The sequence below is a fragment of the Deinococcus aerius genome, assembly GCF_002897375.1.
In the GTDB taxonomy this organism is placed as follows: Bacteria; Deinococcota; Deinococci; order Deinococcales; family Deinococcaceae; genus Deinococcus; species Deinococcus aerius.
Genome location: NZ_BFAG01000006.1, coordinates 204939 through 219176 on the forward strand (window position 1 = coordinate 204939; position 14238 = coordinate 219176).

Consider the following 14238-nt stretch of genomic DNA (forward strand, 5'->3'; position numbering starts at 1 on the left):
GTTCAACCCTGTCCTTGGCAGCCTCTAGTGGCGGTGCAGGAAGTCGGTGCGGGGCGGGGGGGCGGCGGTGACCGCCTCCACCATCGGCACGAGCGCCGCGCGCAGGGCCGAGAACACCTCCCCGACCTGCGCGGCGGTCATGCCCTCGTCGGACTGGTCGATGAAGTAGTCCATCGGGTCCGCGAACTCCGGGAAGTAGCTCGCCGACTGGAGGCTGAGGTCCAGCGTCTTTTCCAGGTGCGGCACCATTCGGGCAAAGTCGTTCGCGGGCCGCGCCTGGGTCCACGCCGCGTAGCTCTCGCCCATGTGGCGGCTGAACTCGGCGACGAACTCCGAGGGGAAGCGGGTCGCCTCCTCGAAATTTTTGTGGGCCACGGCGAGGGTGCGGGCGTGCGCGGGGGAGAGGTCGTCCCTTTCCGCCAGGCTGTCCAGAAGTCGCCCGTAGGCCGGGTCGGTCGCCCGCTCGTGGCGCAGCCGCGAGAGAAGGGCCTGCTGCCGCGCCCGCCCCGCCGCCGCCCCTGCCGGGAGGTAGGTGCTCTGGTCCCAGCCGAGCAAGGAACCGATCCCGCCCAGATCGGCGAGTTCCTGAAAGCGGGTCTGGAGGTCAGTCCAGGCCGTGTCCGTCTGCGTTGGGGTCACACCCTCAGCTTAACCGGGGAAGGGGTAGAGTCAGCGGATGCCCCCGCCTTTCCGCCACTTGTTGAACGAGGACGCCATCCCTCTGGCGGTCAAGCTGGGACGTTCCGAGGAGGAGCTACGGGCACGGGGTCTGAACGTCCGGGACTTCAACGGAACCTTGAACTTCTTCTTTGAAGACGGCTCGCACGCCACCTTTCGTTATGCCTTTTTCCTCCACGATCCGGTGAAGAGGGCCATCGTCGTCTTCACCGAACACTGCGGCTATTTTGTCTTCCCGGACTGGTTGCGCGTGCTGGATGCGGAGGGGCGGACGCTTTTCGACCGCCTGCCTTGAGGCCAAGTTCCCACGTCACACTGATTCCATGACCGACGAACAGCTCTCCCGCCGCCTCTCGTATCTGCTGCGCCACGCGCCCGAGAAAATGGGTGTGACGCTGGAACCGGGGGGATGGGCTCCCGTTCAGGCCGTCTTGCGTTCCCTGCGCGTTCCCCGCGAGCGGCTGGAGCGGGTGGTGGCGACGAACAACAAGCAGCGGTTTTCCCTGGAGGGCGAGCGCATCCGGGCGAATCAGGGCCACAGCGTCCGGGTTGATCTGGACCTGACGCCCGCCGTGCCGCCCGCGACGCTGTACCACGGCACGCACCCGGCGGCCCTGCCCGCCATCCACCGCGAGGGGCTGCGCCGCATGAACCGCCACCACGTTCACCTCTCGCCCGACCGGGAGACGGCGCGGCGGGTCGGCGCCCGGCGTGGGTCTCCCGTGGTGCTGGAGGTCCGGGCCGGGGAGATGCACGCCGCCGGTCACGTCTTTTTCCTCAGCGCGAACGGCGTATGGCTGGTGGAGGCCGTGCCGCCGGAGTTCCTGGTGTTTCCGCAAGACCTCTGAGTTCTCCCCGGCGACCCACATGACAATCCCACCCCGGGCGGCCCACCCATACTGATGGTCTGGGAAAGTTCAGGCCAGCGGGTTCGCGCGGGGCAGGAGGTCGGGCATCCGGGGCGCGCCCTCCGCGGAAAGGGAAGCAAGATGCTCAGGTCGTCACGGGTCTCCACGTCCTCCGGGCTGTCGCGCAGGGAGCGGATCGAGCGCGACCTCGCCGCCATGTCGCCCGGGCAGCGCCGCTTCTTCGAGCTGGTGATCGGCATCACCCACGCCCTGTTCGTGCCGGTCTGGCTGTGCCTGTGCGCCGGGTGGGCGTGGCGGTGCCTGAGGCTGACCCGGGGGCATCGCCCGCCCGGTTCCCCCCACCCGAACCTGCCACCCTTGCCCGACTTTGGGCGCCTGGACACCTCCGGGTACTGGCTGTACCTGGCGGGCGCGTACATCGCCGTGGTCCTGGGGCTGCTCTCGATGATCGGCCTGTGCTTCCTGCCGGTCCTCACGATCTTCTGGGTCTTCTCGACCCTCCAGGAGGAGGAGAGTCCGGCCCGCGCGTTGCTGGGAACGCTGGGCGCGGCGGGCCTGGAGGCGCTGATGCTGTGGGTGTACTTCCGGTATATGCGCGGCATCACGAGGCCGTGAGGGTGAAGCTCGGGGCGGAGGCCCTTGGGCCGCGCGTTACCCTGACCCCATGAATCTGCAAGAGGCCCGCGCCGCCCTGCGTTCCGCCCGCCGCGTGGCCGTGCTGACCGGCGCGGGCGTGAGTGCCGAGAGCGGCATCCCCACCTTTCGTGACGCGCAGACGGGACACTGGGCGCGCTTTCGCCCGGAAGACCTCGCCAGCCCGGGGGCCTACCACCGCGACCCGGAGACGGTGTGGGCGTGGTACGCGGGCCGCTACCGCGACGTGACCCGGGCGCAGCCGGGCGCGGCCCATCACCTCCTCGCGGCGTTGGAGCGCGGGAAGGGGGAGGGCTTCCTCCTCGCCACCCAGAACGTGGACGGCCTGCACGCGCGGGCGGGGAGCGAGCGGCTGGTGGAACTCCACGGCAACCTGACGACCGCGCGCTGCGAGTTGTGCGGGACGGTCGTGCCCCTCCCGGCGCCAGAGGACTTCACCCCCCCGCCCACTTGCCCGGTCTGCGGGTCCCGGATGCGCCCCAACATCGTCTGGTTCGGGGAGTTCCTGCCCGAGGACGCCCTGGAGGCCGCCACCCTCGCCTTTCAGGAGGCGGACGTGGCCCTGATTGTCGGCACGAGCGGCGTGGTGTACCCGGCGGCGGGCCTCGCCCTGGAGACGCGGCGGGAGGGTGGCGTCGTGATCGAGGTTAACCCCGAGGAAACCGAACTCACGCCCTACCTGAGTTTCAGCGTCCGCGATGTGGCCTCGCGGGGGCTGGCGGCATTGATGGAACCGTAGGGCAGTTGACAGAAGACTTGTCACCCTGAGCGGAGCGAAGGGCTCAGCAGGACACTGTTCTTTCGTCAAATGCTTTGGGGCTGGGCAGCGGTGCTAGCCTGAACCCGGCCTGCTCCCTGGGTGGGCCGCTTCCTTCGGGGCGGGGTGAGATTCCCCACCGGCGGTGATGGCGCAGAGCCTCAGCCCGCGAAGCCCGCGCAAATTGCAGCCCGCGCAGGCCCGATCCCGTGAAACTCGGGGGCCGACGGTATACCAGAGGCAGAGGCACGTCGACGTGTCCAGAAAGGCGAGGGGCCGCCCCCGAGCCTGAGGTCGATGGCACAGTCCGGATGAGAGAAGGAGGAACGTCATCTCGCCTTCCCCGGCGGGTGGCGACAGCGTATGTGTGAAGAGAATGCTCCGCCCGGTGAACGGGTGGGGAAGATTCCGACTGGGCCGGATGCCGCTTTCATGGCCCAGGCTCTCCGGGAGGCCGCGCGGGGCCTGGGCCGCACCGCCCCCAATCCCCCCGTCGGTTGCGTAATCGTGAGTGGGGGAGAGGTCGTGGGCCGCGGCTTCCACCCCCGGGCGGGCGAACCCCACGCCGAGGTCTTCGCCCTGCGCGGGGCGGGCGAGCGGGCGCGGGGCGGGGCGGCCTACGTGACCCTGGAACCGTGCAGCCATTTCGGGAGAACGCCCCCCTGTGCCGACGCCCTGATTGCGGCGGGCATCGCCCGGGTCGTCGTGGCCGCGCTCGACCCCAACCCGCGGGTCGCCGGGCGGGGGGTGGAGCGGCTGCGGGCGGCGGGCATTGAGGTCACGGTCGGCGTGCAGGAGCCTGAGGCCGTGCGCCAGCAGGCGGGGTTTCGCTCCCTCGTCACGCGGGGGCGCCCCTGGGTGGTCTACAAGTATGCGATGACGCTCGACGGCAAGGTCGCGGCGGTGGGGGAGGGGAGCGGGGCCGTCACCTCGGCCCAGAGTCGGGCGCGGGTCATGCAGTGGCGGAATGAGCTGGACGCCATCGCCGTTGGCATCGGCACGGTGCTGAGTGATGATCCTGCCCTCACGACTCGGGGCATCAAGGATGGGCGTGATCCGCGACCGGTGATCTTCGACCGCCAGGCCCGCACCCCCGTAACGGCCCGTGCCCTCCGTCCCGGCACGATCATCGTCACGTCGCCCGGTGCCGAAACAACCCACCTGGAAGAGGTCGGAGCTGTCATCGTCCGCGCCGAGGCCCTGCCGGACGCCCTGGGCGAGTTGCGGGAGCTGGACCTTTCCAGCCTGCTTCTGGAGGGCGGGCCGCGCCTGGCGTCCAGCCTCTTCGCCGAGTGTCTGGTGGACGAGGTGCGGACCTTTATCGCCCCCAAGCTCCTCGGCGCGGGCCTGCCGCCGCTGAACAACGCCGCGTACTCCATGACGGATGCCCGGGCTTTGCGTGACGTGCAACTCGAAGCCCTCGGCCCGGACCTCCTCGTCACGGGTCTGCTGAACGATATTCCGCGCCTGGAAGTCCCGGGCGCCCTGGGAGAACGCTGATGTTTACTGGAATCGTGGAACAGGTCGGGCACGTCACCCGCGCCGCCGAGCAGGAAGGCAACCTTACCCTCACCATCGCGCCGGAGCGGATGTGGACGGACCTCGCGCTCGGCGAGTCCATCGCCTGCTCGGGCACCTGCCTCACCGTGACGGGCTGGGACGAGGCGGGCTTTACCGTGGACCTCTCACGCGAGACGGTGAACAAGACGGCGCCCAACTGGCACGAGGGTGCGCGGCTCAACCTCGAACGGGCGATGACCGCCTCGGGCCGCTTCGGCGGGCACGTCGTGAGCGGGCACGTGGACGGCACGGGCGAGATTCTGGAGGTGCGGGGGGAACCCGGCGCCTACACCCTGCGGGTGCGCGCAGCCCCGCACCTCGCCCGCTACCTCGTGCCCAAGGGCAGCGTCACGGTGGACGGGGTGAGCCTGACCGTCGTGGACGTGGGGGGTCCGGCGGGAAGCCGCGCCGACCTCGCGCCCGACGAGTTCACCCTCTGGCTGGTGCCCCACACCCTGGAGGTCACCACCCTGGGCGGGTGGCGGCCCGGCACACGCGTGAACCTGGAGGCCGACCAGATGGCGAAGTACGTCGAGCGCCTGCTGGCGATGCGCGAGAGGGCGGAGGTGGGCGGGTGAGCCTGGCTTCCATCCCCGACCTCCTCGCCGAACTGCGCGCGGGTCGCCCCGTCATCCTGGTGGACGACGAGCACCGCGAGAACGAGGGCGACCTCCTGATGCCCGCGCAGGCCGCGACGCCCGAGTGGATCAACTTCATGGCGCGTGAGGGCCGGGGGCTCATCTGCGTCACGCTGACCCCCGAGCGGGCACGCGAACTCGACCTCAGGCCGATGGTGGGCGCGAACACCGACCCCAACGGCACTGCCTTCACCGTCAGCGTGGACCATGTCAGCAACTCCACCGGCATCAGCGCCTTCGACCGCGCCGCCACCATCCGCGCCCTGATCGACCCGGCCTCGGGGTCCCAAGACTTCCGCCGCCCCGGCCACATCTTCCCGCTCGTCGCCCGGCCCGGTGGGGTGCTGCGCCGCGCCGGTCACACCGAGGCGGGCTGCGACCTCGCCCGCCTGGCCGGGTTCACGCCCGCCGGGGTGATCTGTGAAATCATGAATGATTCCGGCGAGATGAGCCGTCTGCCCGACCTGCTGGCTTTCGGCGAGCGGCACTCCCTCTTGGTCGGCTCCATCGAGGCGCTGATCGCCTACCGCCTGGCGCACGACCCCTTTATGGCCCTGGTCGCCGGGGCGCGGCTGCCCACCGAGTACGGCGAGTTCCGGCTGGTGGGCTTCGAGGACACCCTCAGTGGGGCCGAACACGTCGCCCTGGTGATGGGCGAGGTGACGCCCGAGCCCCTGCTCGTGCGCGTCCACTCCGAATGCCTGACCGGCGACGCCTTCCACTCCCTGCGCTGCGACTGCGGCCCCCAGCGCGACGCGGCCATGCGCGCGATTGCCGGGGAGGGCCGGGGCGTCCTGATCTACCTGCGGCAGGAGGGGCGCGGCATCGGCCTGCTGAACAAGATTCGCGCCTACGAGTTACAAGACGGCGGCGCGGACACCGTCGAGGCGAACCTGCAACTCGGCTTTCCCGCCGACGCCCGCGACTTCGGCATCGGCGCGCAGATGCTGCACCTGCTGGGCGCCCGGAAGCTCCGCGTGCTCACCAACAACCCGCGTAAGCTGCACGCCCTCAGCGGCTTCGGCCTGGAGGTCGTGGAGCGCGTGCCCCTGCACGTGGGTCAGAACGCCCACAACAGGGCTTACCTCGCTGCCAAAGCCGGGAAACTCGGTCATCTGGGGAGCGAGGTCAGCACGGAAGCCCGGTAGCAACGAGGCTTTTCCCCCTCTCCCCTCGTGGGAGAGGGCCGGGGAGAGGGGGCGACGGGGGAACTGCGAACGCGAGCCGGCCGCACCAGTTCCCCTCCCCGCACATCCTCCGCATCCCAACTTGATCACCCATCCCCCCAGGAGTCCCCATGAACCGCACCGAGGCCAACCTGCTCGCCGCCGATCTCAAGTTCGCCGTCGTCTCCACCCGCTGGAACCACCTGATTGTGGACCGCCTCGTGGAGGGGGCCGAGCTGGCGTTCGTCCAGCACGGCGGCAAGACCGAGAACCTGGACCACTTCATCGTGCCCGGCTCGCACGAGATTCCACTCGTGGCCCGCAGGCTCGCGGAGACCGGGCGGTACGACGCGGTCGTGTGCCTGGGCGCCGTCATCCGGGGTGACACCGATCACTACGAGTTCGTGGCGGGCGGCGCGGCGAGCGGCATCCTGAATTCCTCGCTGCACACGGGCGTGCCCATCGCCTTCGGGGTGCTGACCACCGAGACGGTCGAGCAGGCCCTCAACCGCGCCGGGATCAAGGCCGGAAACAAGGGCGCGGAGGCGACCCTCGCCATGATCGAGACGGTGAACCTGCTGCGGCGGGTGGGCTGAGGGGGCAAAAGGGGAAGGCGGGGCCACTGCAACGCCCAGTCTTGGCCAGGCTGTCCGGGGTCGACCCCTCAGTCAGCTTCGCTGACAGCTCTCCTGAAGGGGAGCCAGGTTCCGCCTCGGCCCGCAGGGCCAGACTCACAGAGGGGCCTTGATTGTGCCACCCTGGCGACGTTGCGGTGGCCCTGAAGCGGAAGCCGCCTCACATCCACCCTCCCCGCCCCTTTGTTAAACTTCCCTGTTTGAACGGGGCCGTACGTGTCCCGACTGGGGGATACCGTGACAGCAGCGCAGCAACTTTCGGAGCAGGAACAGGTCTTTCCTGCCCCCATCAAAACGGTCGAGTCGGGCAGCCCCGCCGAACGCGCGGGCGTGCGACCCGGTGACCTGCTCCTCCGGGTGAATGGCGAACCCGTGACCGACGTGCTCGCCTACCGCTGGCGCCTCTCGCAGGGGCGGGCGACCCTGGAGATCAGCCGCCCGGTGGAGCGCCCCTCCGTCCTGAGCGGCGTGCTGGGCGTGGCGCAGGACCACCACCGCCTCGCCTACGACCCGGCGGCGCCGACCTTCACCTTCGACGTGGAGTGGGAGGACCCCGGCCTGGAGTTCGAGGAAGTCCTCTTCGACGGCATCAAGAAGTGCGCGAACAAGTGCGACTTCTGCTACGTCCACCAGATGCCCCGCGGCTTTCGCAAGAGCCTGTACATCATGGACGACGACTACCGCCTGTCGTTCCTGTACGGCTCCTTCGTGACGCTCACCAACCTGACGGAAGGGGACATCAACCGGATTCTCGACGAGAACCTCTCGCCCCTGTACGTCTCGGTCCACACGGCCAACCAGGACCTGCGCCAGGACCTGATGAAGTGGTGGAAGCTCAAGGTCAAGGACCCGCAGGCCGTGCAGATCAGGAGCATGATCGAGCGGCTGGAGCCCATCGACCTCTACACCCAGATTGTCCTCGTGCCGGGGCGCAACGACCGCGAGCACCTGGACGAGACGGTCGAGTACCTGAGCAGCCGCCCCAACGTAATCTCGGCGGCGGTCGTGCCCATCGGCCTGACCGGGCACCGCAAGAATCTGCCCGACGTGCGGACCTTCACCCGCGAGGAGGCGCAGGACACGCTGGCCCGGTTGAACCGCTGGCGCAAGCAGTTCCTGGCCGAGCGCGGCACCCGCTTCGTCTTCCCATCCGACGAGCTGTACCTGCTCGCGGGCGAACCCCTCCCCACCGAGGAGGAGTACGAGGGCTTCCCCATGCTGGAAAACGGCGTGGGCATGATCCGCGACTTCCTCACGGAGGGGCTGCCCGAGTTGCCCGCCGCCCTCCCCATCCCCCGCAAGGTGATCCTGGGCACCGGCCTGCTCTTCGCCGAGTCGCTCGACCGCGCCGTGGAACCTCTGCGCGGCATCGAGGGGCTGGAGATTGAGGTGAGGGCCGTCGAGAACAAGACCTTCGGGAGGGTCACCACGGTGGCGGGGTTGCTGACGGGCCGCTGCTTCCGCCACGCGGTGAAGCCGGGCGAGGCCGACCTCCTGATCGTTCCGCCGACCACCCTGCGCTACGGCACCGAACTCATGCTCGACGACACCAGCCTGACGGAGCTGCGAAACGAATTCCGCATGGACGTGCGGGCGGGCGGCGCAACGCTGGGGGAACTCGCCCGCGTGATCCTGGAGGGCGTGCGCTCCAGCGGCCACCAGTGGGGCATGAGTGCCCACGCGGTCAAGGAGGGGCGCGGGCAGGCGTAAGGTGCCTGTACCCCGGGCCTTTCCGGTTGTCTAACCGGATCGTATCCTCGCCGATTGTTCTTTTTTCACCAAGATGTAAAGCTCGACCATGTTGCGGGGATTCCGGGAGTTCATTCTGCGCGGCAACGTGGTCGACCTCGCGGTGGGTGTGGTGATCGGCGCCGCCTTCACCACGGTGGTGAATGCCTTTTCGAACGGCTTCATCAACCCGCTCATCAAGGCGATCACGGGGGGCGGGGCGAGGGTCGGCGGGACGTTCACCCTCAACGGGGCCGTTTTCGACTACGGCGCCTTTATCACGGCCATCATCAATTTCCTGATCGTGGCCGCCATCCTGTATTTCCTGGTGGTCACGCCGGTCAACCGGCTCAACGACTACTTCAAGCGGGAGGAAAAGCCCGCCGTGGCCGAGCCCAGCAACGAGGAGAAGCTGCTCGCCGAAATCCGGGATGAGTTGCGGCGGCGGCCCGGTTGAGGGGCGTTATCCTGCCCTTATGCCCATTCCTGCTTCCGAAATCTACGCCCGCACCTTCCAGTCGCACCGCGGCGCCCTGATGGACCTCTACGCCCAATTGCCCGATGAGCAGGGCGGGTTCTCCGCATGGGAGGGGGGCATGAGCTTCATCGGCCTGGCTGATCATCTGGCAGGCAGCAGCCAGATGTTTAGCGGCATGATTGCGGGTCAGGCCCCCGCACGTCCGGCGCCCGGGAGCGGCAGCACCACGCTTCAGGAGGCCCGGGACCGTCTCGCTGCCACCACCGAGAGTGCTGCCGAGGTCATGCGCGCCCTCACGCCCGAGGATCTCGCCCGCCGGGTGCCCGCCTTCGGGGGCCGCGAGATGCCCGTCTCGGCCCTCCTCGACGCCCTGATCGCCCATGAGGCGCACCACAAGGGCCAGGTGTGGTTGATGGCGCGCATGGTGGGCGTGAAGCCACCGATGTTCGTGAGGATGGGGTAGGAAGCGGTCAGCGGTTAGCAGTCAGAAAGAGAAGAGGGAGAGCCCGCCGCGCGCAGGCCCTCTCTCTCTTTCTTCTTTTGCTGAACGCTGACCACTAACCCCTAATTGACCATCTTCGTCTTGTTCGTCATGAAGTCCATCAGCACGTACTGGCCGATGTTGTACGGGGTCGTGAAGTAGGCCTTGCCCTTGGTCATTTCGGTCACGCGCCGGACGAAGCCCACGAGTTCGGGGTCGCGGGCGAGCATGAAGGTGTTGACCTGGATGCCGCTGCGGCGGCAGTTGGCGACCTCGCGCAGGGTGGCGCCCAGCACGTAGGGGTCCAGGCCGTAGGCATTCTTGTAGATGCGGCCGTCGGGCAGTGTGAGGGCCGAGGGCTTGCCGTCGGTGATCATCACGATCTGCTTCATGTCCTTGTTCTCGCGCTTCAGGAGCTGCTGCGCGAGCCGCAGGCCACCCGCCGTGTTCGTGTGGTACGGCCCGATCTGCGCCTGGGCGAGCTTGGAAACCGGCACCTCCTCGGCGAAGTCGTGGAACAGCACGAACTTGACGCTGTCGCCGGGGTACTGGGTGCGGATCAGGTGCGCCAGCGCCAGCGCGACCTGCTTGGCGGGCGTGAAGCGGTCCTCGCCGTACAGGATCATGGAGTGCGAGCAGTCCAGCAGCACGACCGTCGCCGCCGAGGAGTTGTACTCCGCCTGCCGGATCACGAGGTCGGACTCCTCCAGTTGGTCGAAGCCCTTGCCCATGATGTTGCCCAGCGTGGCGGTCGTGTCGAGGTTGAGGGTGTCGCCGAACTCGTAGTTCTTCAGCTCGCCGGTCATCTCGACGCCCGAGGCGTACTCGCGGGTGTCGTGGGCGCCCGCGCTGCTCTTGCCCAGGCCGCCCATCAGGTCACGCAGGCTCTTGTAGCCCAGGAAGTCGATGCTCTTGTCGGTGAGTTGGAACTTGGCCTCGCCGCTCTGTCCCTGGCCCCCTTGCCCCTCCCCGTCCTCGAACTCCTTGCGGATGAAGCCGTCCTGCTGGAGTTTGTCCATCAGGCGCTCGATCTGCTGGCCCAAACGGGTTTCCCGCACATCGTCCGCCCCCATCGCCTCGGCGAGCATGTCCTCGGGGATCATGCCGCGCTCGGCCAGGGCCTCCAGGATCGCGTCGAAGAGGTCGTCCATGGAGGGGCGCGCGTTGGGGTCGGGGTCGTAGGGGTCGTTCATGCCCTGGCCCAGCAGGGCTTCCTGAATCATCTGCATCAGCTCGCTGGAGTCGAGCTGGTCGAGTTCGCCCTCGAACTTGCTGTACCGCGTGACACGGGCCATAGGGGAAACCTCCGTACCCCAGCATGGCGCGGAAGGGGCGGCGCGTTTGTAACACCCAGCCCCGCTCGGTGCAAGCGCAGATGACGAGTACCCCCATCGGGGGTATGCCCCGCTTACCGTTTCCTCCCGGACCCTTTCTTTAACTGCCTTTAAGGAAACGGTTCCAGAAAGAGCTGTTCCTCACGGACTCTTTCGCTGCTTGAGGGGAAAAAGGCCCAGCTTCCCTGCCTTCATCTTCACACACTTTTCTCATCAGGGTAAGGGGTGTGTAAGAAACTCCTCTTTAAGCTGCCTCCAGTTGTCCGCCGACGCGGCAACGAGCCCGCGCCACGGTCTTTCCCCGAAGGAGTTGTTCGTGAAACCCCACCTGCCCATCCTGCTGCTCTCGCTGTCCGCCGCGGCCCTGGCCCAGGGAGCCTCCCCCCTGACGCTCAGCCTCTCGCAGGCCCTCGTCCAGGCGGTGACCGTGGCCGGGAAGACGACGGAAAAGCGCATTCCCGACTACGTGAAGGCGCGCCCCGGCGACGTGCTCGCCCAGACCCTTACGGCGCGCAACGTCTCGGCCCGCCCCCTTACCAACGTCGCGCTGCGGCTGCCCGTGCCCGCGGGCATGGTCTACCTCGCCCCCGACGGCCCCATGCCCGAGGGCGTGCGCACCGAATACTCCGTCGACGGCGGCAAGACCTTCGCCCCCGCGCCCCTGAAGAAGAAGGTCACGGTCACCGAGAACGGCCGGGCCGTCACCAAAGAGGTCGAGGTGCAGCCCAACGAGTACCAGGCCGTCCGCTGGACCATCGCCGCGCTGCCCGCCGGAACCGGGAAGACCCTGGGATTCCGCGTGCAGGTGAAGTAAGCCCTCAAGCCGCCCAGGGCACTCCGAGGCCCGAAGCAACCCACAAGGAGTAAGGCATGAACACCAATATGAAAGCTCTTGTTCTGATGGCGGCGCTGGCCGCTGGCGCCGCTTTCGCCGCGCCGTCCCCGAACACCACGAACACGGCGGCGGGAACGGCCATCACGAACACGGCGACCGCCACGTTCACTAACCCCGACACGACCGTCGGCGGCAATCTGAGCGTCACCTCCAACACCGTGACCACCACGGTACTCGCGCTGCCCGGTTTCGACGTGGTGTATGACGACGGCACGGCCGACGGCAACACGCTGGCGAACACCTCCAAGACGATCAGCAACGCGGTTCCCGGTCAGGTCGTGAAGACCGACTACGATTTCGTGAACACCGGCAACACCACGCTCACGGTGGTGCTGCGGGCCAACACCACGGGCAGCGCGTCGGGCGTGACTGTGCGCTACCTCGACGCCAGCGGTGTGGAGCTGACCGGCAAGAACAGCGACGGCTCCTACACCGTCACGCTCCCGGCGGGCAGTGGGGGCGTCATCAAGTTCACCCAGGAGCTCACGGTGCCTTCGGGCGCTCCGGCCAACACAGTCTACGGCGCCTCGCCGGAAGCCTCGGTCGTCGGGACAGGCACGGGGACGGGCCAGAACGGCGTCCCCACCGGCAGCACCCTGTACGAGGGCCAGACGGTCAGCGGCGGCGCCGTGGTGGCGACTCCCGCCCAGGGTGCCGACCTCCAGTTCGTCAAGGTGACGACGTTCCAGCCCAATCTGGTGGGCAGCCCGAACGTCTCCAGCCCCCCCAGCCCGGTCGCTCCCGACGGCAGCACCACGGCCACTCCCCCCGCCCTGAGCAACGTCGGCGTGCCCACGGTGGCCGACGGGACGCCCAACACGCCCAACCCGACCAACACGGTGACCGGCTACCCCTCCTACCCCAGCAACCCCAACGACCCGAGCGGTTCGGGCGGCACGCCCATCGTGCCCGACGTGCAGGGCAACGTGCAGATCGCCTACCCCAAGGCGGACCCCGATAACAACCCCGTCGCGCCCAACGCGGCGGGCCGGGTCAACGACCAGAACGGGACCGCCGACACCATCATCTTCACCAACGACCTGAAGAACAACGGTTCGAACGACGACACCGTGCAGCTCTTCCCGGCGGGTGCGGACGGCAAGCTGCTCGCGGGCACCACCTTCGACAGCACCACCCTCATCTTCACCCTGCCCGACGGCACCAAGGTCCGGTTCCTGGGACCGAACACCAACACGCCCATCCCGGTCGCGTCGGGGGCCACGTACCCCACCGTGACTGCCCCGGCGGGCAAGACGGTGATCTACCGCACCGAGGTCACCCAGCCCGACGGCTCGGACGCCGCCCTGATCAACTCGACGACCCTCGTGATCGGCGCCGACTCGCTGAACGACGCGGACGTTATGGCGGATGCCACCACCCGCGACATCATCGTGCCTGCCGCCGCGCAGTTCGGGGACAGCACCCCGGGCACCCTGGGCGCCGTGCCGACCCCGGGGATCACCCAGCGGGTGGACCCCAGCGCCAACACCTCGCTGAACACCGACACGACGAACACCGCTGACAACGTGGCGGTCTTCCCGATGGACGTTGCCAACATGGGCGCCTACAACGACAGCTACGCGCTGACCGCCGCCGTCCCCGGCCTGCCCTCGGGGGCAACGATCACCTACGTCGATTCCAGCGGGACGGCGCTGCCGACCAACGGCACCGGCAACTTCGTCACGCCGGTCGTCAAGGCCGGGCAGGAAATCAAGGTCTACGCCGTCATCACGGTGCCGACCGGCACGGCGGCGGGCAACTACACGGTCAGCCAGACGGCGGTGGGCAACTACAGCACCATCACCATGTCCGACCTCAACGACGTGATCAAGGTCGGCGCAGTCGGCGGGGTCGCGGTCGCCAAGTTCGTGTGGGACGGCAAGACCGCCGTGGGCAGCACGCCGCAAAACGGCATCGACAACCCGGTGAACTTCACCGCCAACAACACGGCGGCGCTGCCGAACGGCAACATCATCTACCAGATCATTGCCAAGAACAACTACAACGCGACCGTGGGCGGCTTCTTCCTGAAGGACTCCGTGCCCGGCAACACCACCTTCGTGTCCGTCTCGGGTAGCGGTACCGGCACGCTGATCTACAGCACCGACGGCACGACCTGGGGCACCAGCGCGCCGACCAGCGGGACCGACTTCTACGTGGCGACCGACGATGCGGCCACGGCGGGCTATCAGCCCGGTGGTCTGGCCTCCGGCGCCACCCTCACCATGAACTTCACCGTCAAGGTCAAGTAAGTCCTTCCCGGCGCACCCTGCGACTTTGCGGGGTGCGCCCCCTTCACAACAGCAGATTCTTCTTTTTTCCGCGCATTTGAGCGCTCCGATTCTTTCCCATCCCGTTTCCGCCC

Annotated in this window: 15 protein-coding genes and 1 riboswitch; of the genes, 13 read left to right on the plus strand and 2 right to left on the minus strand. The window is 68.1% G+C overall.

Annotated elements, in window-relative coordinates:
- Positions 1–24: 24 nt before the first annotated feature.
- The gene (locus tag DAERI_RS10500; RefSeq protein WP_235610338.1) at positions 25–639 is read right to left on the minus strand and encodes a gluzincin family metallopeptidase; all 615 of its coding nucleotides are present in this window, start codon (positions 637–639) and stop codon (positions 25–27) included.
- A 37-nt stretch (positions 640–676) separates the two neighbouring features.
- Here DAERI_RS10500 and DAERI_RS10505 point away from each other — a divergent pair, with 37 nt between their 5' ends.
- The 11 genes from DAERI_RS10505 to DAERI_RS10555 all read left to right on the plus strand — a co-directional run bounded on the left by DAERI_RS10505 (position 677) and on the right by DAERI_RS10555 (position 9626).
- A complete protein-coding gene (locus DAERI_RS10505) occupies positions 677–973 on the plus strand; it encodes a hypothetical protein (RefSeq protein ID WP_103129361.1) in 297 nt (98 codons plus the stop codon).
- A 28-nt stretch (positions 974–1001) separates the two neighbouring features.
- Complete coding sequence (locus DAERI_RS10510; protein WP_103129362.1) at positions 1002–1526, plus strand: RNA 2'-phosphotransferase; 525 nt, start codon at positions 1002–1004, stop codon at positions 1524–1526.
- A gap of 141 nt (positions 1527–1667) precedes the next feature.
- Positions 1668–2162, plus strand: coding sequence for a hypothetical protein (locus DAERI_RS10515; RefSeq protein ID WP_103129363.1), 495 nt, complete (start codon positions 1668–1670; stop codon positions 2160–2162).
- A 49-nt stretch (positions 2163–2211) separates the two neighbouring features.
- Complete coding sequence (locus DAERI_RS10520) at positions 2212–2940, plus strand: SIR2 family NAD-dependent protein deacylase (RefSeq protein ID WP_103129364.1); 729 nt, start codon at positions 2212–2214, stop codon at positions 2938–2940.
- Between the two features lie 126 nt (positions 2941–3066).
- Positions 3067–3285: riboswitch (FMN riboswitch) on the plus strand.
- A 105-nt stretch (positions 3286–3390) separates the two neighbouring features.
- Positions 3391–4458 carry a bifunctional diaminohydroxyphosphoribosylaminopyrimidine deaminase/5-amino-6-(5-phosphoribosylamino)uracil reductase RibD gene (gene ribD, locus DAERI_RS10525; protein ID WP_103129365.1) on the plus strand — a complete coding sequence of 356 codons (1068 nt, stop codon included), beginning with the start codon at positions 3391–3393 and terminating at the stop codon, positions 4456–4458.
- Complete coding sequence (locus DAERI_RS10530) at positions 4458–5096, plus strand: riboflavin synthase (protein WP_103129366.1); 639 nt, start codon at positions 4458–4460, stop codon at positions 5094–5096. The genes ribD and DAERI_RS10530 overlap by 1 nt, the downstream gene beginning before the upstream one ends.
- On the plus strand, positions 5093–6304 hold the full coding sequence (locus tag DAERI_RS10535; protein ID WP_103129367.1) for a bifunctional 3,4-dihydroxy-2-butanone-4-phosphate synthase/GTP cyclohydrolase II: 1212 nt from the start codon (positions 5093–5095) through the stop codon (positions 6302–6304). Before DAERI_RS10530 ends, DAERI_RS10535 begins: the two co-directional genes overlap by 4 nt.
- A gap of 149 nt (positions 6305–6453) precedes the next feature.
- On the plus strand, positions 6454–6918 hold the full coding sequence (gene ribH / locus DAERI_RS10540; protein ID WP_103129368.1) for a 6,7-dimethyl-8-ribityllumazine synthase: 465 nt from the start codon (positions 6454–6456) through the stop codon (positions 6916–6918).
- Between the two features lie 276 nt (positions 6919–7194).
- Entirely contained in the window at positions 7195–8667 is a 1473-nt protein-coding gene (locus tag DAERI_RS10545; protein ID WP_103129369.1) for a DUF512 domain-containing protein, read from the plus strand.
- An 88-nt stretch (positions 8668–8755) separates the two neighbouring features.
- Positions 8756–9142 carry a large conductance mechanosensitive channel protein MscL gene (gene mscL / locus DAERI_RS10550; RefSeq protein ID WP_103129370.1) on the plus strand — a complete coding sequence of 129 codons (387 nt, stop codon included), beginning with the start codon at positions 8756–8758 and terminating at the stop codon, positions 9140–9142.
- A gap of 19 nt (positions 9143–9161) precedes the next feature.
- Entirely contained in the window at positions 9162–9626 is a 465-nt protein-coding gene (locus tag DAERI_RS10555) for a DinB family protein (protein WP_103129371.1), read from the plus strand.
- Between the two features lie 101 nt (positions 9627–9727).
- On the opposite strand, the gene DAERI_RS10560 is transcribed toward DAERI_RS10555, so the two are convergent.
- A complete protein-coding gene (locus tag DAERI_RS10560) occupies positions 9728–10939 on the minus strand; it encodes a vWA domain-containing protein (RefSeq protein WP_103129372.1) in 1212 nt (403 codons plus the stop codon).
- A gap of 355 nt (positions 10940–11294) precedes the next feature.
- Here DAERI_RS10560 and DAERI_RS10565 point away from each other — a divergent pair, with 355 nt between their 5' ends.
- The gene (locus tag DAERI_RS10565) at positions 11295–11792 is read left to right on the plus strand and encodes a hypothetical protein (protein ID WP_103129373.1); all 498 of its coding nucleotides are present in this window, start codon (positions 11295–11297) and stop codon (positions 11790–11792) included.
- Between the two features lie 56 nt (positions 11793–11848).
- Positions 11849–14125, plus strand: coding sequence for a hypothetical protein (locus DAERI_RS10570; RefSeq protein ID WP_103129374.1), 2277 nt, complete (start codon positions 11849–11851; stop codon positions 14123–14125).
- Positions 14126–14238: the final 113 nt, after the last annotated feature.

Bases quoted from the DNA above. Each gene is read 5' to 3' on its own strand.
- DAERI_RS10515 (WP_103129363.1), top strand. From the start codon at position 1,668: ATGCTCAGGTCGTCACGGGTCTCCACGTCCTCCGGGCTGTCGCGCAGG.
- DAERI_RS10510 (WP_103129362.1), top strand. From the start codon at position 1,002: ATGACCGACGAACAGCTCTCCCGCCGCCTCTCGTATCTGCTGCGCCAC.
- DAERI_RS10570 (WP_103129374.1), top strand. From the start codon at position 11,849: ATGAACACCAATATGAAAGCTCTTGTTCTGATGGCGGCGCTGGCCGCT.
- DAERI_RS10520 (WP_103129364.1), top strand. From the start codon at position 2,212: ATGAATCTGCAAGAGGCCCGCGCCGCCCTGCGTTCCGCCCGCCGCGTG.
- ribH (WP_103129368.1), top strand. From the start codon at position 6,454: ATGAACCGCACCGAGGCCAACCTGCTCGCCGCCGATCTCAAGTTCGCC.
- DAERI_RS10530 (WP_103129366.1), top strand. From the start codon at position 4,458: ATGTTTACTGGAATCGTGGAACAGGTCGGGCACGTCACCCGCGCCGCC.
- DAERI_RS10555 (WP_103129371.1), top strand. From the start codon at position 9,162: ATGCCCATTCCTGCTTCCGAAATCTACGCCCGCACCTTCCAGTCGCAC.
- mscL (WP_103129370.1), top strand. From the start codon at position 8,756: ATGTTGCGGGGATTCCGGGAGTTCATTCTGCGCGGCAACGTGGTCGAC.
- DAERI_RS10505 (WP_103129361.1), top strand. From the start codon at position 677: ATGCCCCCGCCTTTCCGCCACTTGTTGAACGAGGACGCCATCCCTCTG.
- DAERI_RS10560 (WP_103129372.1), bottom strand. From the start codon at position 10,939: ATGGCCCGTGTCACGCGGTACAGCAAGTTCGAGGGCGAACTCGACCAG.
- ribD (WP_103129365.1), top strand. From the start codon at position 3,391: ATGGCCCAGGCTCTCCGGGAGGCCGCGCGGGGCCTGGGCCGCACCGCC.